A 19,965-nucleotide genomic window follows, 5' to 3' on the forward strand; every position below is an offset into this window, starting at 1 on the left:
GGGCCGCCAGGTCTTGCTGCCCATGTTCGTGCGCAGGCGTGTGCTTGAAGCCCGGCGCGACAGGGTGGAATCTTTATTTTTGCCGGCGCGGCACGGTTTTTTTCCGGGTTGATTTCGCCCTGCTCCTGGCAGGCTTTTTCGGCCGTCTGGCTGTCCTGGGCTTGGGCAGGATGTTTTCCGTGAGCGACAGGGCAATCCCGGAAAGCATGACCTCCGGCCCGAGTTTGGTGAAATCGCCGGACAGCACCCGGGCATCGACATTGGCAAACAGCGAGCAGCCCGCTTCTTTCTCGATAATCAGGCCGCACACCTTGCCCTTGTTTTCCGCCACGAAGGTGACTTCGCCCAGGGATTCACTCACCACGTAGCCGGTGCAAAAATGAAGTTGGAGATGACTGGAGGGCGTGTAGACCGAGATCAGGCTGCCGTTTTTTTTGCCGATGGCGATATCGGGATAAATTTCCAAAGAGAGCCGCCGCCCCGATTCAGGATGGTCCAGAACCATGCGAAAGTTGTTGCCACGCTGCTTGGCTTCCGTCTGCAAAGCTCCGGCAATCTTCTGGATGGCTTTGGCATCAAACTTCACATTCACTCCTCAGCGTGATCACGGCCACCGCACAGCGATGCCCCGGCGGCGCTGCGGCGCGCCGGTCGTCACAGCTTGATGACTTTCGTCGCCTGCAATCCCTTTTCCCCCTGCACACACTCGAATTCGACCTCCGCCCCTTGCGGCAGCGTCCGGAAGCCTTCCATCTGGATCACGGAAAAATGCACGAAAACGTCCTCCCCTCCGTCAAGCTGTTCGATGAAACCATACCCCTTGTTCTCGTTGAACCACTTGACCCGGCCGCGTGGCATACGTTCGACAACCTCCTTGCTTTGCGCCGGCAGCCCGGTTTCCTTGCTTACTTGCCCAATAAAAAACCGCGCCCGGCTGATTTAAACGCAAAAAATATAGACAGTTTTTGTTTGGATGTCAAGCGCAATTTCGGCCGCCGCGGCCGGCCCCTGCAACAAAACGCTTGAAATTTGCAGACGGAAAATTAGATTGACGTCCGTTGCCACGCGCGCAGTCCTTGCGTGCCCCGGTTGTGAACCCAGGTCGTCGGAGGTGAGATATGCCAACCAGTCCTGTGGCGGTTTTGGTGGCAGCGCTGGTCTATTTTGTGTTGGGAGGTCTGTGGTATTCACCCCTCATGTTTGCCAGGCCCTGGATGGCGCTGGTGGGCATTTCAGAGGAGCAGATCCGGCAAAAGGGGGGAGCGGGAAAGGCTTATGCCGTGGCCGTTCTGTGCTCGTTGATCATCGCGTTTGTACTGGCGATTTTGGTCAACCAACAGACGCCGGCGAACCTGTTTACCGGTGCGCAAACCGGCTTGATGACCGGCGTGGGATTGGTGGCCATGACGGCATTCACCACCAGCACCTTCGAGGCCCGGCCGCTCAAGCTCTTCCTCATCGACGCCGGCTACAACGTCGTTGGTTTCATCCTCGCTGGTGCGATTCTGGGTGCGTGGCGTTAGTGTTGTGCCCTCTCGTTTGGCATTCCCGGGCTGAATAGCGGCGTAAATGTTCGCCGGCGATGGCGGGAAAGTTGATCCGGTCCGTGAAGCCACCCTGCCCGGGCGGGCCAATCTGCGGGTGTGCCAGGCCCGGTTCGGTCAAAACAGCCGCACGATCCACGCGGGAGGCGCATGGTGGTTCTGCACGTGTCGCTTCTGGCTTGCTTGGAAAATTCTCACGCATGTCTGTCTCCCCCGCCATCCAGGAAAATGCCACGCCGCTGCGCTGGTTGTTTCTCGATTTGAATTCCTACTTCGCTTCGATCGAGCAGGAGCTGCGGCCGGAGCTGCGCGGGAAACCCGTGGCCGTGGTGCCGGTGATGACCGACCGCACGTGCTGCATTGCCGCGAGCTACGAGGCCAAGGCGTTCGGTGTGAAAACCGGGACGCTCGTGGCCGACGCCAAAAAGCTCTGCCCGAAAATTCAACTGGTCGAAGCGCGGCATCGCATCTATGTCGAGTATCACCACAAAATCGTGCAGGCGGTGGAGTCCTGCCTGCCGGTGGCCGCGGTGCTGTCGATCGACGAAATGGCGTGCCGGCTGATCGGGCGGGAGCGCGAGATCGAAAATGCCCTGGCCTTTGCCCGCAAAATCAAGCAGACGCTGCGGGAAAAAGTCGGCAGCACGTTGCGCTGCTCGGTGGGCCTGGCACCCAACCGCTTTTTGGCGAAAGTCGCGACAGATTTGCAAAAGCCGGACGGACTGGTGGTGATTCGCGTGCAGGATCTGCCCGCCGTGCTTCATCCGGTGCAGTTGCAGGATTTGCCGGGCATCGGCGCACGCATGCATGCACGACTGCTCAGCCACGGCATCCGTACCGTCAGGCAACTGTGCGCACTTTCGAAAACCGAGATGGCCAAAATTTGGGGTGGCATCATCGGTGAGCGTTTTTGGCACTGGCTGCGCGGGGATGATTTGCCGGAAATCGCCACCCGCCGCCGCACGGTCGGACATTCGCATGTGTTGCCGCCGGAGTTGCGCAATGATGAAGACGCCTATGCCGTGGCGAAAAAACTCGTGCACAAGGCGGCCGCGCGTTTGCGGCACATGAATTACTGGGCGGGCGTGTTGGCGTTGAGTATCCGCTTCGGGTGGCAGGAGGGCTGGTCGGAAAAAATCAGCATGGTCGAATGCCAGGACACCTTGACCATGCTCGAGGCCCTGGCAAAGTTGTGGCGACAACGGCCGCCGGGGAATCCCCTGGCGGTGGGCGTGACCTTGCTCGATCTCGTGCCCAACGAATTGCACAATCTCTCGCTGTTCGAAGATCCCAGGCGCGGCAAGCTCGCCCGGGCGATGGATGCCATCAATGCGAAATACGGCACGGATGCCGTCTATTTCGGCGGCATTCACGCTTCCAAACACGCCGCCCCCACGCGCATTGCCTTCAGCAGTATTCCCGAGCTGTGGACGTTTGAGGAGCATTGCTGAGTAAAAGGCCGCGCACCGGTTTGGAAGGAAGCTTTTTGCAGATGGCCGGCGCGGGTGGTTTGAACGCGGGCATGCCGGAGACGGCGGGGCGGCGGCTGGAACCGGCGCTTTGTGAAAAAAAATGTTCGCATCCGGCCTGCACGCCATGCCGGCAGACCGTTGTGCGGAAGTCAACATGAGCAGCAGGCAGTGAATCCTCCCTGGATGGAATCAATGTCTCCCGCCATTCCTGTAGGCGTCTCCAACCGTCACTTTCATCTCGCGCCGGCGGATGTCGAAAAACTTTTCGGCACCGGTTATCAACTCACCAAATGGCGTGACATTTCGCAACAAGGCCAGTTTGCCGCGCATGAGACCCTCGAGGTCGTCGGTCCCAAAGGCCGGCTCGAACGCGTGCGGGTCGTCGGCCCGCCGCGCGGGCAGACGCAACTGGAAATCTCGCGCACCGATGCCATCGTGCTCGGTCTCGATCCGCCGGTGCGTTATTCCGGCGATTTAAAGGGCTCGCCCGGCGCGCGGCTGGTCGGCCCGCAAGGCGATGTGGTTTTGCGTGAAGGCGTCATCATTCCGCAGCGCCACATTCACATGAGTCCTGCGGATGCGAAGCGGTTCGGGGTCAAGGATCGCGACCGCGTCATCGTTGCGCCCCTGCCAAAAATCCTGCCGGCCGGCAGCGAAGACCGCCGTCTCATCTTTGACAATGTGCTGATCCGCGTCGATCCCTCCTTTGTGCTCGATTTTCATCTGGACACCGACGAAGCTAATGCGGCGGGTCTCGTCACCGGCGACAAAGTTTGCATCATCGGCCATTCCAAAAACGTCACCACAGCCGCGAAGCTGATCACCGAAAACGACGTGCGCCGGGCCATTCTGGAAAAAAGAAGAATCAAAGTGCCGGCCGGCACCAGGGTGACACCCGCTGCCGCCGAGCTGGCAAAAGCACACAAGGTGTTTGTTTGACGTTGCCGCCGGGTTGGGCCGTTGACAGGCGCCCGCAGGGAATAAATGCATGAGTGCGATCACGCCTTTTTCATGAAAGCCTCCCTCCCTCCCTTTCGCCTGCTCTGCCGCGGGTGCTGGCCGCCCGCGCAAGTGAATGTCGTTTTTCAGGATCATTTCCACGTCTTGCCGCCGCCGCATGCCCGACAGGCCGCGGCGTTTTGGCAGGAGCTCGTGGCAACTTCCGGCAATCATCTCTACAACGGCGAACTTTTCCGCCTGGAAAAATTTTCCGCCAGCCCGCAGCTTTTGGAGTTGCGTTTGACGCGCACCTGCTATCGCGATCAACTCTACAACAATGCCCGTCTCCGGGAATTGGGTGAGGCGCAGGCCACGCGCGGCCTGGGCATCAGCGCGATTGTCATCACCAGCGACAACTGCACGCCCATCATTCGCCGCAGTCTGCACCTGGGGGAGGCGCCGGGCATGCTGGATGTCATCGGCGGGCATGCCCACCCGCATCTGCATCTGCGCGGCGGCCGGCCGGATTTGTTCGCTGCCATGGCCGAAGAAGTCACCGCGGAGTTGGGCCTGCAGCCGGAAGCCGTTGCGGTGGAAAGCTGCACTGGCATGGTCGAGAATCCCGTCACACTGAAACCCGACCTGGTTTTCCTGGTGCGCCTGCGGTGCACCATGGCGGAAGTCAGACAGCTCGTCGCGCACGCCCGTGAAGCGGAGGAATTCACCGAATTGCTGGCGGTGCAGGTTTCCGCCGTGCGGGAATTCTGCGCAGCCCGTCACGCAGAATTGACGGCTCCGGCGCTGGGGTGTCTGACCATTTTGGCATCATTGTAGTCCGGCCAGGTTGCGTCCCGCGTGCTCCCGGCGTTCTCAGCCGGACGGAAATGTTGTGCGGGTGAATTCGCCGGGGCAGCATTGTCAGAGCGGCCTCGAGTTTGTCACAACCGTGCCGCGCCCTCCGCGCGGTGCGGTCATGATGAAAGCATCTTGTGAAGCGCCAGTGAGCGTGAAAGCTGTGCAAGCTCCCGGCATGGCCGCAGGCACTTTGCAAAATTCCCCCCTGCCGACAGCCCAATGGGCGATGACCATTTCCGTGATTCGTGGAGAGAGGTGATATGGCAAAATTTTACAATCTGCCGTGGCCACTCATTGCGCTGGCCGCGCTCAGCCTGCTGGGCTGCGCCGCCGGGATCCGATTGCAGGAAAATGACACCCATCCCGTCGCCGCCCTGCGGCGCCGCCTCGACGCCCTGCTCGCTGATTCCGCCCTCGCGCGCACCACGGCAGGCGTGAAAATTGTGTCCCTGCAAACCGGCGAGGTGCTGTACGAACGCAACGCGCATTTGCTGTTCCATCCCGCTTCCAATCAAAAGCTGCTCACCGCGGCGGCGGCGTTGAAACTGCTCGGCCCGGCCTTCACATTCAACACCAGTCTGGTCTGTGACTCCGCCGCCCTGCACGAGAGCGTCATTGCAGGTGATCTTTATCTCGTCGGCCGGGGCAATCCTGATTTGACGACGAATGATTTGTTGAGCCTGGCGCATGCGCTGGCACAGCGGGGTATTCGCGAGATTCGCGGCAATTTGCTGTGCGACGATTATTATTTTGACGAGGTGCGCTGGGGTGCCGGCTGGATGTGGGATGATGATTACGAGCGCTTCACGGCGCTGACGGTAAATGACAACCTGGTGCGGCTAACCGTCTCGCCGGCAGCGAAAGTGGGTGACGTGGCACAGGTTGAGGTCGTCCCGAACACGCCCCACACAACCATCGTCAACACCAGCGTGACAACGGCCAGCACGGCGCAGAGCGATTCCCTGCGCCTGCCGGCTCTTGCGGTGACACGGCGTGCGGCGAATGTGTTGGTGGTGGAGGGTGCGCTGGCGCGCGATGCGCAACCGCGCACCTTCACCTGCACCGTGGTGGAACCCGAAATTTTTGCGGGGCAAATCCTGCGCGGGCTGTTGCAGCAACTTGGCATCAAATGCCACGGCGGCGTGCAGCGCGGCTTGCACCCGGCGAGGGCGGTGACGCTCGCCGAGCATCGTGCGCCGCTGCTGCCGGTGCTGATCAATCTCAACAAGATTTCGGATAATCTGAGTGCCGAATTGATGTTGAAAGTGGTGGCGGCGGAGGTTGCCGGCCGGCCGGGCACGGCTGAGAAGGGCATGCAGGTGATTCGCCGGTTTCTGGCCAGCGCCCAGGTTGATACTAATGCGTTGCATTTGGCGGACGGCTCGGGAGTGTCGCGCTACAATCTCATCACGCCGGAAGAAATCGTGAAGCTGCTGAGCGCGATGTGGCGGGATTTTTCGGTGCGCAACGAGTTTCTGGCCACCCTGCCGATTGCGGGTGTGGATGGCACATTGGCGAATCGCATGAAAGGTACGGCGGCGGAGGGCCTCCTGCGCGCGAAAACCGGCAGCTTGACCGGGGTGAGTTCCCTCTCAGGTTATGCGACAACGGCGGAAGGCGAAGAAATCGCGTTCGCGATGATGATGCAGCATTTTCTGGGTTCCGCCGGCGGCGTGCGGCGGGTGCAGGATCGAATTGCAGCGGAGATGTGCGGGTTGAGACGCCGCGGCGCACTCCCAGCAAAATGAAGCAAAAGGCAGCCGCCGGTGCGTTCAAACGATATGAGTGATTGGCGGCCTGCACCGGCCGCGCCCCAAAAGCCATCCCGATGCGGGGATGGCTTTTGGTTTTTCAGCTTTCCAGTTCCGGCCCGTCAGAAGCGGAAGACGCTGAATTGCAGGTATTTCGAGGGGTTCTTGTTGATATCTTCCAGCAGGCGATTGGCTTCTTCGAGGGTGTGGTTGAATTTGTCGTACAGCTCTGCGTCATGTATGGCTTTGCCCACCGCGCCCTGGCGGTTCTCCACCATTGCCAGCAATTTTTGCGCGGTGGTCACGGCGCTGTCGAGTTTGGCGATGATGACCGGCAGGTTGGCGGTGCCGGCGTTCACGTTGTTGATGATGCTGTCGACGGAGGCGTTGTTGGTTTGCCAGAAGGCACGCAGCTCGCGCGAAATGCTGTCGAAGCGGGCGATAGTGTTGCTCAAGTGGCGGCGGTCTTTGTCAAGGTTGGCATTGATCTTGTTGGAGATGCTTTCCATGTTGATCAGGGTGGCGGAAATAGCGCGCTGGGCAGAGCGGTCGAAAGCCGAGTCCATCGCGGCATTCAGGCGCTGCAATAGGGCCCTGGTTTCGGCCATGATGTCGTTCATGCCGCCGCCGGCATCGGCAAGGTCGCTGATGTATTCCCCGACAATGGTGTCATCCTCCTGGAGCAATTCCGGGGAGCTGCCGGGCATCAAATCGATGTATTTTTCCCCGATCATGCCGATGCTGCGAATGGCGCAGCGCGAGTCCCGGCTGAAAGGGGTCTGGCCGTTGAGCCAGGCGCGTACGATGACGTGGCCCTGTTCCAGCCGCATATCGAGGATGCGCCCGACCTTGTATCCCCCCACCGTGATGGCATCGTTTTTTTCGAGACCGGTGACGTTGTTGAAAATGATGTTGATCTCGAACCCGTGCTGCCGGACGGGTATGTCGCGCAGGAAAATGTATCCGTAGATGCCGATCGCGATCGCGATCAGGATCATCGCACCCACGACTACTTCATTTGTCCATCGCCGCATGGCGTAACTCCCAAACGGATCACAGATGACGAAAAAACGCGTGGCCCGTGCCTGGACCTGAACTTGGCTCCGTCCTGAAACGCTGTCTTGCGGGTAATTGTTGCGGGAAATTTCAGTTCACTTGATTGTTTGCAGCGGCCGGACAAGCCGCTGCCGTCCGCTTCACGCGGCATCCCGCTTCAGCCATTCGTGCCCGCGCGCGCTCTCCAGAAATTCCAGCACCGCGGGCTCATCGCTTTGCGCCAGCTCCGCGGGCGTGCCATAGAAGTGAATCCGGCCCTCGTGCAGCATGGCGACCTTGTGGGCGACGCGGTAGACGCTGTGCATGTCGTGAGTCACCACCACCGAGGTCACCCCGAGCTGCTGGTTCAAATCGAAGATCACCTGGTTGATGGAATCCGCACGCGGCGGGTCGAGGCCGGTGGTGGGTTCGTCGTAGAGCAGAAACTGCGGTTTCATGGCCAGTGCGCGCGCGATCGCCGCCCGCTTTTTCATGCCGCCGCTCAGCTCGGCGGGGAACTTCTTCTCCACGCCCGCCAGACCAACCATGGCCAGTGCCTCCGCGATACGGTCCTTGATTTCGCGACTGTTCAGTTTGGTATGGCGGATCAAGCCCATCGCCATGTTTTCCTCGATGGTCATGGAATCGAACAGGGCCGAGCCCTGAAACACCATGCCAATCTTCTTGCGAACTTCGACGAGGCGGGGATAGGGAAGCCGTGGAATATCCTCACCGTCCACCAGTATGGAGCCGCGGTCCGGTTTCAGCAGGCCGATGATGTGTTTGAGCAGGACAGATTTGCCGCAACCGCTGCCCCCGATGATCGCGGTGGTGCAGCCATCTTCGAGCGTCAGGTTCACGCCGCGCAAAACCGGCAGGTCATCAAAACGTTTCTGCAAATTTTCTATGACAATCATGCGTGTCCCGCGAGCTGAAAACCATCTTGCCTGCCGCCAGCTTGCAACTTCGATGCCGGCGCCGGACGCGTCATGCCAGGATGACGGTGGCCATGACAAAATCCAGAGTCAGAATCATCAGACATGCCGCCACCGCCGCCTTGGTGGCGGCGCTGCCCACGCCCTCCGCGCCCTGCCTGGCATTGAAGCCCTGGTAGCAGGCCACCATGATGATGGAAGCACCGAACAGAAGCGATTTGGAAATCGGCAGGGCGAAATCGCGCCAGTTGGCATATTGCTTGGCTCCCTTGAAGAACTCGAAGGTCGTGATGTCGGCGAGTGAAACAGCGGTAAGCCAGCCCGATACCATGGCGATGAGGGCGGCAAAAGCGGCCAGTGCCGGCAGCATCACCATGCCGGCGATCAGGCGCGGCACCACCAGATAGGCCACCGGATTGAAGGCCATGGCCTCCAGTGCGTCGATCTGTTCGGTCACCTTCATCGTGCCGATTTCCGCGGCGATGGCCGCGCCCACGCGTCCGGCGAGCACCAGCGCTGTCATGGCCGAGGCCAGCTCCTGCATCACGGCCTTCTCCACCACCGTGCCGGTGATATACAGGGGTACGGTTTGGGTAAACTGGCGGATTGCCTGCAAGGCCGTCACCATGCCCATGAACATCGAAATGTAGGCGACGACGGGCAGGGATTGGACGCCGATCTTCATCATCTGTTCGGCCACCAGCCCTGCCCAGGTGCGCACGTCGGCAAAGGCGATGAGCGTGCGATACATCAGCTTGCCGAAACTGCCGACATGGAACAGGAAGTTGAAGACCGCGGCCCCGACTTTCCGGAACAGGTCAATCATGTCAATTCACGCTTTTCGAGAGATTCGCCGGTGCCGGGGACTGCTGTTTGGCGAGCGGCATGGTGCCAAAGACATAATCCCACAACGGCGTGCTGACGCCGTAGCCGCGGTTTTCATTCTGGAAATGGTGCCGCATGTGATGATGCTTGAGCCACAGGCCCGCCCGGCTTTTCAGGGAAAAATGGTGCGTGGCATAGTGGATCATGTCATAGCACAGATAGCCCACCAGATAGCCGGAAAACAGCGGCGCGAAAAAGACGGGGCCCAAGATCATCCGGAACAAAACACCGAACAGCACCGCCAGCGGGATGCTTACCACCGGCGGCATCACCAGGCGGGTGGAGTCATTGGGATAGTTGTGATGAATGCCATGGAACAAAAAGTGCAGCTTTTGGCCCCATTGCGATTTGGGTTGATAGTGAAAAACGAAGCGGTGCAAAAGATACTCGGTCAGCGTCCACAGAAACACACCCAGGACAAACAGGCCGCTGCCGGCCGCCAGCGAAATTGGGGTGTGCAACGCGGCGTGATACAACAAGTAAAGCACGACGGGAACGTAGAGAAACAGCGGCACGGTGAAATGGACATGGGTAAAAAATTCGAGAAAATCGCTCTGAAAAAGCCGCGCCGTTTCATCTTTGTTGGATATGAAACGCTTTGCCATCGCATCCTCCTTCACTCGCTTGATGACAGGTACTCGGCCATTTTCGCCGACCGGAAGCCCGGCCTTCAATCAGCAGAACCACAGCCGCCGGTGCGCGAAAAATCGCAAACAGCGGAAAAGATCGGCAAAATTATTTTGTCATTCAAGCCCAAAATTCTCGAATGACACCGCAGGGACGGCATCAATTTTGATTCTCTCCCAATTGGAAACACGCCAGGCGCACCGCTGCATCCGGCTGCAGTGGAATGCCCCAGTTACTTGTGGGGGGCGTGGCGCAGAATTGTTGTCCAATGCGGCCACCTTTTCGGAAAGGCAAGCCAATTGCGTGCAAAACAATTGAAAAGCAATGACAGAAAAATTAATAGCGGAAATTGAGTGGGCGGGTTTTCATCAAAAACATTCTTGATCGCTGAATTTTGCACCCAGATTGATCCCTCTGCGGGAAACGCCGATTTAATCGCGACACCCACACATCCAGGGGACGGAAAAAGCCATTTCATGGGAGTGCGTTTTCGTTGGAGAGAAGCCATGAAGCCTTTTCCTCGCATGGCAGCGATTCAACCTTCGATGTGAAGATCACCCCCGAAAATCCTGCCATTTATTCTGGGTAACAGCAAGCCAGCAAGCGAAATTCGGTCGGTCGCTTGACAAGAAATCTGAATCTTTGTGCCATAAATCTTCCCGTCATGACTCGTTTGAAAAAGTTGGTGACATTGGGCAGGGAAGCCTGCGCCACTCAATACGCTCCTGAGAAGGATTGCGTTGCTGTTGAGAAAAATCTTGCCTTTCTAAGGCGGTTTGCTGATATTGCACGCACTTTGTCTTTGTCCCGGCGGCGCTGCGTATGGTTGGCATGATGTGTCGATGTATTCCCCGGCAAGCGCCTTTCCCTCACGATGCTGCGACGGCGCGAAGGTCCCCCTGCAATCCCTATTACTAAGGAAGGCATGGCTTACTGCTGTGAACCGGCGCTCACACCATACCTGCTCCTTGTTCTCCGTCAGCAAGCCCTCCTGTTTGTTGTCGACCTTCCCGTCAGTTTACACGAATTCTTTAGACCTCCCATGAAGCGGGGATGCGTTGATGCACCCGGCGGAGGGGTGGATCATCCTGCAATTTGACCCTCAACGAGGAGCCTGATGATGAAAAGCAGTTCTTCGAATCTCTGGACGGGCTGGCTGTTTGCGGTTTTGCTGGCGCTTGCAGGTGCAGCGTCGAATGCTGAAGCGGCGGGCGGGCCTGCCCCGCTGCCACCGGGCTGGGGCCATGTCCCCGGACGGGTGATGATCAAGCTCAAGCACGGACATAAGAGCATGGCAACGTTGCAGGCCATCATGCATGCGTATGGCGCCACTGCTGCCACCCCCGCCTTCAGCAACGTAAAGAACCGCAGCCTGGCGCAGCGCGCCGACATCGGTTTGGATCGTATCTTTACACTGCTCGTGCCGGAGCCGAGCGACGTGATGCAGTTGGCCGCCCGGCTCAATCGCCATCCCGCGGTGGAATATGCCGAGCCGGTCTACCTGATTCCGCTGGATGTGGCCGGCGAGCCGCAGCCGGTTGCCGCGCCGCTATCCGCCCCACTCCTCATCCCCAATGACCCGCACTACTCCCAGCAACAGCATCTGCCACAAATCAAGGCGCCAGAAGCATGGGAGGTGGCCAAAGGCAGCTCGGATGTCATCGTCGCGATCATCGACACCGGAACGGACTGGAATCATCCGGATTTGGTGGACAACATCTGGAGCAACGTCGATGAAGCCCTCGACGGCATTGACAATGATGGCAACGGCTTCGTTGACGATATCCGCGGCTGGGATTTCGTGGACAACATCACCGATGTCGCCAACGGTGAAGATGGCGACACACCGGACAATGACCCCATGGATTTCAACGGCCACGGCACGCACACCTCCGGCCTGGCCGCCGCAGTGACCGACAACGGCATCGGCGTCGCCGCCATCTCGTGGAACGTGACCGTCATGCCGCTGCGCATCGGCTGGCAAAACACCAGCGGTCAGGGTCTCGGTCGTTCGGACTGGATGGCGCAGGCGTTCATCTATGCGGCAGACAATGGCGCGCATGTTGCCAGTTTGAGCTATGGCAACTCCGAAATCGTGGTGGACGGCGCGCGCTATGCCTTTGAAAATGGCGTGGTGGTGGTCTGTTCCGCTGGTAATGGCGACTCGGAAGCCGGCAATCCGCTGCCCTTGGCGCCGTTTGCACTTTCGGTCGCGGCCCTCACTGAGCAGGATCGCAAAGCCTCGTATTCATCCTACGGAGATTGGGTGAAAGTTTCGGCGCCCGGTGGCGATCAGCCCGGCGGCCGCATTGGCATTTTGAGCACGGTATTCAACGATGGCTATGCGTTTTACTCCGGCACTTCGATGGCGGCGCCGCTCACCGCGGGTTTGGCGGCTGTGATCAAATCCCAGCATCCCAACTGGACGCCGTCGCAGGTGATATTGCAAGTCGCGGAAACCGCGGACGACATTGACGCCCTCAACCCCAGATATCTCGGCAAGCTCGGCACCGGCCGCATCAACACGCTGCGCGCCCTGGGCGAGACGGTGACTGCCCTGCCGCGCATCCGGCTGGCTGCCTCGACGACTTCCGATATCATTGGCGGCAATGGTAATGGCATGCTCGAAGCCGGTGAAACCGCCTCCCTGGTCGTGACGCTGGAAAACAATTGGGGCTATGCCACCAACCTCCGTGGCACGCTCACCAGCAGGGATTGGGCCGTGACGGTCACCAAAGCCTCCGCCAATTATGGCAGCCTGGCCGGGCTCTCCAATCTCAATCAGAACACCAAAGCCAACACCGCCGATCCCTTCACCATTGCAATCCTGCCGGACGCGTTTCCACATCGCGCACTGTTGACACTGGAGCTGAACGCCGACAACGGTTATCACGACAGCCTGGAGCTTACCCTTGGCATCAGCCCCTCCATTCTCGTTGTGGATGATGATGATGGCAACAACAACGTCGAGTCGTACTATACGCGCGTGCTCGACAGCCTCGGCCTCGGCTTTGAAATGCACGATCATGTACGCCACGGCACGCCTGCGTTCGAGAAGATGAAGGGCTATGCCACCGTCATTTGGCTGTGTGAGTGGCAGTTCCCCGCGCTCGATTCGACCGATCGTGCCGAACTCGGGAAATATCTCGATGCCGGCGGTTCTCTCTTCATTTCCGGGCAGGACATTGGTTGGGACCTGTGCGATCAGAACCATGCGGGCTCCACCAATGAATTCGACCGCTCGGGCGGCCAGTCGCTGACCTTCTATGAGAGCCGGCTGCATGCCCGCTACCTTGCCGATGATTCGGATTTTTCCTCGCTCACCGGCGTCAGCGGCGATCCCATCGGTGATGGCTTGCGCTTTGACGTGTTCCAACCCGGCCGTTTGGCCAGTCAGCAGTTTCCCAGCGAGATCGAGGCCCTTGCTCCGGCGGTGAGCATCTTCAATTACGGCAATGGCCGCTCGGGCGCAGTGCGCTATGCCGGTGATTATCGCGTGGTGAATTTTGCCTTTGGTGGCTATGAAGCCATCGTCGATTCGCTGGTGCGCGAGCAGGTGATGCTGCGGGTGGTCAACTGGCTCAACGGTTTTGTCTTTGAACACGAACCGCTGCGCGACACCGAAGATTTCGTGCAGCCGCGTTCCGTCACTGCACGCATCACTTCCACCCTGAGCCCGCTGCAGGAAGTTGTGCTTTACTGGGATGTCGACGGCGCTTTCCCGTTCAACAAAGTCGTCATGTCGCCGGATGCCGAAGGCAATTATCGCGGCGAAATTCCGGCGCAGTCGAACAAGACGGTCGAATACTTCATCCTGGCGCGCACGCAGAAGGGTTTCTCCGCGCCGTTTCAAATCTACTCCTATCGCTCTGCGGCTGATCACACACCGCCGGTACTCACCAACCTCACCACGCTGCACAATGTGATCGACAATGCCGGCCCGTTCGCCGTGACGGTGGAGGTGAGTGACAATCTGGGAGTGAATGCCGACAGGGTGTGGCTGCACTATCGCACGAGCTCCGGGCTGCGTGACAGCACGAAGCTGGCGGCCGGTGGCGGCTCCGCTTTTACCGGTGCACTTTCCGGCGGCTTTGCCTATGGCGACACCGTGAGTTATTATGTCAGCGCATACGACGTGGCGGCCGCCGCCAATCGCGGCGTCACGCCGGAGAAAAGCTTCATTGTGGGCATGGAGGATTTTGAGAACGGCTTGCATGCCTGGCAGGTGGAGCCCAATCGCTGGGGCTTGACCCGGCAACGCCGCGCCGACGGCTTGTGGGCAGCCTCCAGCAACCCCGGCACCCTCTACGCTGTCAATGTCAACTCTGCGATGACGCTCAACCTCCCGCTCGATTTCAGCAAGCTCTCCGCAGCCACGCTGTATTTTTCCGAGCAGCATTATTTCTCCGCCAATCAGGAAGACTTCGGAGTGGTGGAAATCAGCGCCGATGGCGGGCAAAATTGGGCGCAGCTCACGGATCAGTTCCGCGGGACGCAAGCGCAGTGGCGCGAGCGCGGTTTCTCCATGAATGCCTACACCGGCGCCGGCTTCAACAATGTCCGGATTCGGTTTCGCATTCAGACCGATGGCAACCCTGCCGCTGCTTCCGCCGGCTGGTTTGTGGATCGGGTGCGCATCGTTGCGGGTGTCACCGTGGCGGTGAATGATCGCGAAGCATCCTCCCCAATACCGGTGGATTTCACTCTGGGCCAAAGCTATCCCAATCCCTTTGCGCACAATCTGTCATCGATCTCCGGCAATGCCGCGCAGGCAACGATTGCCTACAGCCTGCCGCAAAGTGCCGTGGTCAAACTCATGATCTATGACGTGTTGGGTCACCAGGTTGCCACCCTGGTATCCGGTCCGCAGCCGGCCGGCACTCACTTCGCCACCTGGAACGGCAGGGATGCACTGGGCCGGCCGGTGGCAAGTGGGATCTATTTCTATCGCATGGAAGCAATCACGGCACAAGGCGGCCGTGAATTTCGTGCGGTACGCCGCCTGCTGGTGCTGCAATAGTCAAATTTCAGTCCGGCGGGGCAGCGGGCAGGACTGCACCGCCGGCAGCCCGGGCTCTGGCCCGAAGGGTGTGTGTCGTTACAATTGCCACGCTTTCAAAAAGCTGATTCGTTTTCACGTCCCTGCACATCCCTTTCGCCGGCAGCACAAAACTCTGCCGCGATCGTCAGTTCTCGCAGGGGCGTGCCTTTTAGCTTCGCTGTGCGGGGACTCCATTTTCCCCGACTTCCCGGTTGCCACAACGCCGGGCAATGCCATGACATTGCCCGGTTTTTCCCCTTGAAAAAGGCAGGATCAGATTATCGCAATGCGGCGATGGCAATTTGATTTTGGCTGATGTGGCAATATCTGCCTCCCACCTCCGGGCGATTTTTCCTGACACCAGACCTGAATCACGTCGCTGCCGAAGCCCCGGTCAGCGGGCAGATTTTAACCGCGCCGGCTTGGGAAGGCCTGCGGCTGAACACGGAATGAAGCACAGAAGTTTGCGCTGCAGGAACTGATATCCCTTCTGCCAAATCATCCCACGGCAAGCCATCATGACAGATTAGTCTTGGCCTTCGTAATCTTTACGCTTTCAAGTTTTTCAAAAACAGGGCGGCGATCTCTTAACAATTCTGGCATATCAATTGCCATATATCATCTGCTAAATCGATTGAATTTGTCAAGTTGTCACAGCGTCGGTTAAAATGTTCACTTTGCCCGGTGAAACGGCTGCTGTAGGTTTCAGAGAATCTTTTCAGTGAAATCCCTCTCGCCGCACGCGATGCAGCGAGAGCATCATGGCTGCAAAGATGCGATTCAAAGACTATTACAAGATTCTTGGCGTGAGCGAGAAGGCCACGCCGGAGGAGATCAAGAAATCTTACCGCCGGTTGGCCAAACAATATCACCCGGATGCCAACCCCGGCGACAAGTCCGCTGAGGAGCGCTTCAAAGAGATCAATGAAGCGTATGACATCATCGGCGATGCGGACAAGCGCCACAAGTATGATCAATTGCGCTTTTACGGCCGGCCGGATGCCACCAGCAACGGCGAGTGGTTCTCTTTTGATCCGGAATTTTTGCGCAGCCACGGTTTCGGCATGCCGGGCATGGGGGCGCACGGTCCGTTTGGCTCCTTTTTCGGTCAGGGGTTCGCCTTCTCGGATTTGTTACGCGATCTTTTCGGCTTCAATGGCATCTATTCCGACCCGGCACCCGCGCAGAGCACCCCGCGCCACATCACGGGCAAGATTCGCATCTCGTTTTTGGAAGCCGTGCGCGGCACGGAACGCACGATTTCAGTTCGCCAGAAGAAAGCCTGCCCGGTTTGCCATGGCAAGGGCCAGGAAGGTTATGCGCCCTGCAGCCGTTGCAACGGCAGCGGCCAGATTTCCTCGAGAAAGAAAATTCGCCTGCGACTGCCTGCCGGTGTCGAAAGCGGGCACCAGTTGCGCCTGCGGGGCCTGGCCTCGGAATCCAATCATGGGCCGGCCGGTGATGTCATCATAACCGTGGAAGTGGAGCCCCACCCGCATTTCACCCGCGCCGGCGCGGACATCTACTACGAAACCCACGTGGATGAACCGGCGTTGAAAACCGGGACGCGTTTGCGCATTCCAACGATAGAAGGCAAACTCGTCGAGCTGAACGTGCCTGCCGGCACCAAGCGCGGTACGGTATTCCGGCTGCGCAATTTTGGCGTGAAGACGGCCACGCGCGTTGGGGATCAATTCATCAAGGTCGTTTGAAGACACTGATGGCTGCCAGGGGAAACGGGCGGCCGCATTTCTGTGGCGATGGAGTCCGCCCACAACCGCGCCAACGCTGATGACTCCTGTGCACCCTCAATTCTCATAATCAGCGTCATGCTCAAAATCATTCTGGTGGGCATCGGCGGTTTTGCCGGCTCCATCCTGCGTTATCTCTTGAGTGGCTATGTTCAGCAATTGGCTAAGGACTCCGGGTTTCCCCTGGGCACGGCTGCGGTCAATCTCGCTGGATGCCTGGTGATCGGGCTGCTCGCGCAACTGGCCGAGCGGCACGGCTTTCTCACGATGGAAGCCCGACTTTTGATCGTCATCGGCTTCCTGGGCGGCTTCACCACCTTTTCGACGTTTACCAATGAGACGATGAATCTGTTGCGCAATGGTGAAGTTCTGGCCGCGCTGGTCAATCTCCATGTTCACTTCGTTTTGGGCCTTGCGGCCGTGTGGTTGGGACGCGTACTGGCATACCTGCTCTGGAGGTAAAATCCGTGGTTTTGCCCGAAGAAGGTTACTTGCTGCGCCTGTTCATCGGCGAGAGCGACAAACATGAGGGCAAGCCGCTCTATGAATGGCTGGTGCTGCAGGCGCGCGCGCACGGCCTGGCGGGTGCGACGGTGCTGCGCGGAATGATGGGGTTCGGCGCCCACAGCCGGATTCATACCTTCAAGATCGAGCGGCTGTCCGAAGACCTCCCCATCATCGTCGAAATTGTCGACACCCGGGAGAAGCTGGAACGCTTCATGACCGTGGTGGATGACGCCCTGCAAGGCGGCCTGGCAACGCTGGAAAAAGCGCAGATTCGGTTCTATCGCAGCGGCACGGCGCAAGTCTGACGGGCCGGCAAAACGCCCTGCCGTGGCCTGGTTGCGGCCGGCGGGGTGCCGTTTCCCCGGCCGGCCCATATACATTCCTGTTTTATTTTGAGGAGAAGGTGTGATGGCGAAATATAAAACCCTCGGTGTTATGGCGCTCATGCTGGCTCTCGGCGCGCTGGCCGGTTTGATTATCGCCTCCAACTTCAATTGGACCAGGGCCGGCTTGGCGGAAAACACGCCCGGGGTGACGCCCGTCGCTCCAGCACAAGCCGCGACGGAACTTTCCGGAGAGGCCGATCTCGCCGCCACCAGTAAAGCCTATGTGGCCGTGGCCAAGCGCGTGATGCCGACGGTGGTGAGCATCACCAGCGAGAAGGTGATGCGCGTGCGCAATCCCTTCACCGAGTTTTTTCACGAGGAGTGGTGGGGCCGGCGCCGTGGCCGCGGTGAGCGGGAATTCCGCCAGGAGGGTTTGGGCTCGGGCGTCATCATCAGCCCCGATGGTTATGTGCTCACCAACAATCATGTCATCCGCGAGTCGGATGCGATCGCGGTGTTGATCGAAAAGAAGAGCTACACCGCGAAAATCATCGGTACCGATCCCAAAACCGATTTGGCTGTGATCAAAATCGACGCCACCAACCTGCCGGTCGCGCGCCTGGGTGATTCCGATGCGCTGGAAGTCGGTGAGTTGGTCCTGGCGGTGGGCAGTCCGTTTTCCCTGCAGCTCGCCCATTCTGTCACGGCCGGCATTGTCAGTGGCAAGGGCCGCACGCAAGTGGGCGTGGGCGATATCGATTATGAGGATTTCATACAAACCGACGCGGCCATCAATCCCGGCAACAGTGGAGGGGCACTGGTCAACCTGCGCGGCGAGGTGGTGGGCATCAACACTGCCATAGTTTCGGGCGGCTGGGGCGGGGGCAATGTCGGCATCGGGTTCGCCATCCCGATCAACCTGGCCCGCCAGATCATGACCCAGCTCATTGAGACCGGCAAAGTCGTGCGCGGCTGGCTGGGCGTCAACATTCAAAGCGTCGATGAAGAGGTCGCCCGTGAAATGAAACTGCCCACCACCGATGGCGCCCTGGTCACCCGGGTGATGCCCGGCAGCCCCGCTGAAAAAGCCGGCATGCAGGAGGAGGATTTTGTGGTGACGATCAACGAAACGCCGATTCGCGACCAAAATCATCTTATGAATGTTGTAGCCAGTTACCGGCCCGGCACCACGGTGCGGGTGAAGCTGATCCGTGACGGTCGCGAGCGCGTGCTCACGGTGAAACTGGGGAAACGACCGGAAGATCCTGAACAGGCAGTGACTTCCGCTGCGCCGCGTGCCGAAGCCCTGGGTTTGGTGGTGGCAGATTTGACCGAGAAACTTGCCGGCGAATTCGACCTGACGGAGTCGAGCGGGGTTGTTGTCATCGAAGTGGAACCCGGCAGTGCAGCCGACGAGGAGGGCATTCGTCCCGGTGATATCATCAAAGAAGTGGACCGCAAGCCGGTGCGCACGGTGGCAGAGTATCGTCAGGTGCTGGCGGCGGGCCGGGAACGCAAAGTGGTTTTGCTGCGCATCGCACGGCGGGATGCCAATTTCTTTGTTGCATTGAAGAAGGGGAATGATTAGATTCCAGTCCATTTTGGACGGGACGGCTGGACAGGCAACGAAGCTAGCTTTGACCGGAAACCTTTTTCGATGAAGGGTTGGTCTCATGGATAAAAAGAAGCTCGAATATTACGAGTCACGACTGCTGCAGGAGCGCGAGCGTATTTTGCGCGCGCTCAACCAGAATGAGGATGACTTCGAAGGCTCGACCATGACCCGGAGTGCGGAATTCGAAGAATCGGCCAAGCTCGATCGTGATCGCGAGTACATTTCCGGGCTTTTGACCAAGGACACCGACATCCTTTCCGAGATCGAAGACGCCCTCAAGAGAATCAAGGAAGGCACCTATGGCTACTGCATTGACACTGGAAAGGAGATCCCAGAATCCCGCCTGGAAGCCATGCCCTGGACGCCGCGCTGTCGCGAAGCGCAAGAAGCGTATGAGCGTCGCCGGGCAGCGGGTGAAGAAGATTTTTACAGCGACAAGCGGTGACATAAAAATCCCAGCATGACGGCTCCACTCACCCGGGCCGTCATTTTTTTCCTGCCAGACTGTCATCTCTCTGAAAAAAAGACTTGCTACCCCCTTTGCCTTCCTTTTTCTCTTATTGTTGTAACCCATTTAAAAACAGGAGGGAAAATTCATCTCATCTACTTGCGGGCAATGGCATGGCATTTGTCATTCCAGAAGGAGATGTTGAAAAATTTTGGTCTTGAGACAGAAACCAAT

General features: G+C 58.9%; 16 protein-coding genes, 2 pseudogenes and 1 riboswitch. Of the genes and pseudogenes, 12 read left to right on the top strand and 6 right to left on the bottom strand.

Annotated elements, in window-relative coordinates; translation table 11 throughout:
- Positions 1-73 precede the first annotated feature (73 nt).
- The gene (locus ONB52_07035; GenBank protein MDZ7415903.1) at positions 74-586 is read right to left on the bottom strand and encodes a hypothetical protein; all 513 of its coding nucleotides are present in this window, start codon (positions 584-586) and stop codon (positions 74-76) included.
- A gap of 68 nt (positions 587-654) precedes the next feature.
- Complete coding sequence (locus ONB52_07040) at positions 655-858, bottom strand: cold-shock protein (protein MDZ7415904.1); 204 nt, start codon at positions 856-858, stop codon at positions 655-657.
- Positions 859-1,118: 260 nt separating this feature from the next.
- Between ONB52_07040 and ONB52_07045 the strand changes: the two genes are divergently transcribed.
- The 5 genes and pseudogenes from ONB52_07045 to dacB all read left to right on the top strand — a co-directional run bounded on the left by ONB52_07045 (position 1,119) and on the right by dacB (position 6,558).
- Positions 1,119-1,523, top strand: a complete 405-nt coding sequence (locus ONB52_07045; protein MDZ7415905.1) for a DUF1761 domain-containing protein — start codon at positions 1,119-1,121, stop codon at positions 1,521-1,523.
- A gap of 221 nt (positions 1,524-1,744) precedes the next feature.
- Positions 1,745-2,995 carry a DNA polymerase gene (locus ONB52_07050; GenBank protein MDZ7415906.1) on the top strand — a complete coding sequence of 417 codons (1,251 nt, stop codon included), beginning with the start codon at positions 1,745-1,747 and terminating at the stop codon, positions 2,993-2,995.
- 204 nt (positions 2,996-3,199) lie between these two features.
- Positions 3,200-3,799 (top strand): annotated as a pseudogene (locus tag ONB52_07055) (phosphate propanoyltransferase).
- Positions 3,800-4,027: 228 nt separating this feature from the next.
- Entirely contained in the window at positions 4,028-4,789 is a 762-nt protein-coding gene (locus ONB52_07060; protein ID MDZ7415907.1) for a hypothetical protein, read from the top strand.
- A gap of 281 nt (positions 4,790-5,070) precedes the next feature.
- Positions 5,071-6,558 (top strand): D-alanyl-D-alanine carboxypeptidase/D-alanyl-D-alanine-endopeptidase, encoded by a 1,488-nt coding sequence (gene dacB / locus ONB52_07065; GenBank protein ID MDZ7415908.1) that lies wholly within the window; start codon positions 5,071-5,073, stop codon positions 6,556-6,558.
- 125 nt (positions 6,559-6,683) lie between these two features.
- Here dacB and ONB52_07070 read toward each other — a convergent pair whose 3' ends face one another.
- From ONB52_07070 to ONB52_07085, 4 genes are all read right to left on the bottom strand, one after another.
- Positions 6,684-7,595: an MlaD family protein gene (locus ONB52_07070; GenBank protein ID MDZ7415909.1), complete on the bottom strand. Its 912-nt coding sequence runs from the start codon at positions 7,593-7,595 to the stop codon at positions 6,684-6,686.
- Between the two features lie 162 nt (positions 7,596-7,757).
- Positions 7,758-8,513: an ABC transporter ATP-binding protein gene (locus ONB52_07075; GenBank protein ID MDZ7415910.1), complete on the bottom strand. Its 756-nt coding sequence runs from the start codon at positions 8,511-8,513 to the stop codon at positions 7,758-7,760.
- Between the two features lie 70 nt (positions 8,514-8,583).
- Positions 8,584-9,357 (bottom strand): ABC transporter permease, encoded by a 774-nt coding sequence (locus ONB52_07080; protein MDZ7415911.1) that lies wholly within the window; start codon positions 9,355-9,357, stop codon positions 8,584-8,586.
- A 1-nt stretch (position 9,358) separates the two neighbouring features.
- Positions 9,359-10,021: a sterol desaturase family protein gene (locus ONB52_07085; protein MDZ7415912.1), complete on the bottom strand. Its 663-nt coding sequence runs from the start codon at positions 10,019-10,021 to the stop codon at positions 9,359-9,361.
- Positions 10,022-11,160: 1,139 nt separating this feature from the next.
- On the opposite strand from ONB52_07085, the gene ONB52_07090 reads away from it, so the two are divergent.
- The 7 genes and pseudogenes from ONB52_07090 to ONB52_07120 all read left to right on the top strand — a co-directional run bounded on the left by ONB52_07090 (position 11,161) and on the right by ONB52_07120 (position 19,728).
- Complete coding sequence (locus ONB52_07090) at positions 11,161-15,063, top strand: S8 family serine peptidase (GenBank protein MDZ7415913.1); 3,903 nt, start codon at positions 11,161-11,163, stop codon at positions 15,061-15,063.
- Positions 15,064-15,845: 782 nt separating this feature from the next.
- Positions 15,846-16,058 (top strand): annotated as a pseudogene (locus tag ONB52_07095) (DnaJ domain-containing protein).
- Positions 16,059-16,157: 99 nt separating this feature from the next.
- Positions 16,158-16,796, top strand: coding sequence for a hypothetical protein (locus ONB52_07100; GenBank protein MDZ7415914.1), 639 nt, complete (start codon positions 16,158-16,160; stop codon positions 16,794-16,796).
- Positions 16,797-16,831: 35 nt separating this feature from the next.
- Positions 16,832-16,892: riboswitch (Fluoride riboswitch) on the top strand.
- Between the two features lie 21 nt (positions 16,893-16,913).
- Positions 16,914-17,297 carry a fluoride efflux transporter CrcB gene (gene crcB, locus ONB52_07105; GenBank protein MDZ7415915.1) on the top strand — a complete coding sequence of 128 codons (384 nt, stop codon included), beginning with the start codon at positions 16,914-16,916 and terminating at the stop codon, positions 17,295-17,297.
- A gap of 5 nt (positions 17,298-17,302) precedes the next feature.
- Positions 17,303-17,647, top strand: coding sequence for a DUF190 domain-containing protein (locus tag ONB52_07110; protein MDZ7415916.1), 345 nt, complete (start codon positions 17,303-17,305; stop codon positions 17,645-17,647).
- A gap of 103 nt (positions 17,648-17,750) precedes the next feature.
- A complete protein-coding gene (locus ONB52_07115) occupies positions 17,751-19,256 on the top strand; it encodes a Do family serine endopeptidase (GenBank protein ID MDZ7415917.1) in 1,506 nt (501 codons plus the stop codon).
- An 85-nt stretch (positions 19,257-19,341) separates the two neighbouring features.
- Positions 19,342-19,728 carry a TraR/DksA family transcriptional regulator gene (locus tag ONB52_07120; GenBank protein MDZ7415918.1) on the top strand — a complete coding sequence of 129 codons (387 nt, stop codon included), beginning with the start codon at positions 19,342-19,344 and terminating at the stop codon, positions 19,726-19,728.
- Positions 19,729-19,965: the final 237 nt, after the last annotated feature.

Source organism: candidate division KSB1 bacterium (assembly GCA_034506255.1).
GTDB classification, from domain to species: Bacteria; Zhuqueibacterota; Zhuqueibacteria; order Zhuqueibacterales; family Zhuqueibacteraceae; genus Coneutiohabitans; species Coneutiohabitans thermophilus.

Bases quoted from the DNA above. Each gene is read 5' to 3' on its own strand.
- ONB52_07040 (MDZ7415904.1), bottom strand. From the start codon at position 858: ATGCCACGCGGCCGGGTCAAGTGGTTCAACGAGAACAAGGGGTATGGT.
- ONB52_07045 (MDZ7415905.1), top strand. From the start codon at position 1,119: ATGCCAACCAGTCCTGTGGCGGTTTTGGTGGCAGCGCTGGTCTATTTT.
- ONB52_07050 (MDZ7415906.1), top strand. From the start codon at position 1,745: ATGTCTGTCTCCCCCGCCATCCAGGAAAATGCCACGCCGCTGCGCTGG.
- ONB52_07100 (MDZ7415914.1), top strand. From the start codon at position 16,158: ATGGGGGCGCACGGTCCGTTTGGCTCCTTTTTCGGTCAGGGGTTCGCC.
- ONB52_07090 (MDZ7415913.1), top strand. From the start codon at position 11,161: ATGATGAAAAGCAGTTCTTCGAATCTCTGGACGGGCTGGCTGTTTGCG.
- ONB52_07085 (MDZ7415912.1), bottom strand. From the start codon at position 10,021: ATGGCAAAGCGTTTCATATCCAACAAAGATGAAACGGCGCGGCTTTTT.
- ONB52_07120 (MDZ7415918.1), top strand. From the start codon at position 19,342: ATGGATAAAAAGAAGCTCGAATATTACGAGTCACGACTGCTGCAGGAG.
- ONB52_07080 (MDZ7415911.1), bottom strand. From the start codon at position 9,357: ATGATTGACCTGTTCCGGAAAGTCGGGGCCGCGGTCTTCAACTTCCTG.
- ONB52_07115 (MDZ7415917.1), top strand. From the start codon at position 17,751: ATGGCGAAATATAAAACCCTCGGTGTTATGGCGCTCATGCTGGCTCTC.
- ONB52_07070 (MDZ7415909.1), bottom strand. From the start codon at position 7,595: ATGCGGCGATGGACAAATGAAGTAGTCGTGGGTGCGATGATCCTGATC.
- ONB52_07060 (MDZ7415907.1), top strand. From the start codon at position 4,028: ATGAAAGCCTCCCTCCCTCCCTTTCGCCTGCTCTGCCGCGGGTGCTGG.
- dacB (MDZ7415908.1), top strand. From the start codon at position 5,071: ATGGCAAAATTTTACAATCTGCCGTGGCCACTCATTGCGCTGGCCGCG.
- ONB52_07075 (MDZ7415910.1), bottom strand. From the start codon at position 8,513: ATGATTGTCATAGAAAATTTGCAGAAACGTTTTGATGACCTGCCGGTT.
- crcB (MDZ7415915.1), top strand. From the start codon at position 16,914: ATGCTCAAAATCATTCTGGTGGGCATCGGCGGTTTTGCCGGCTCCATC.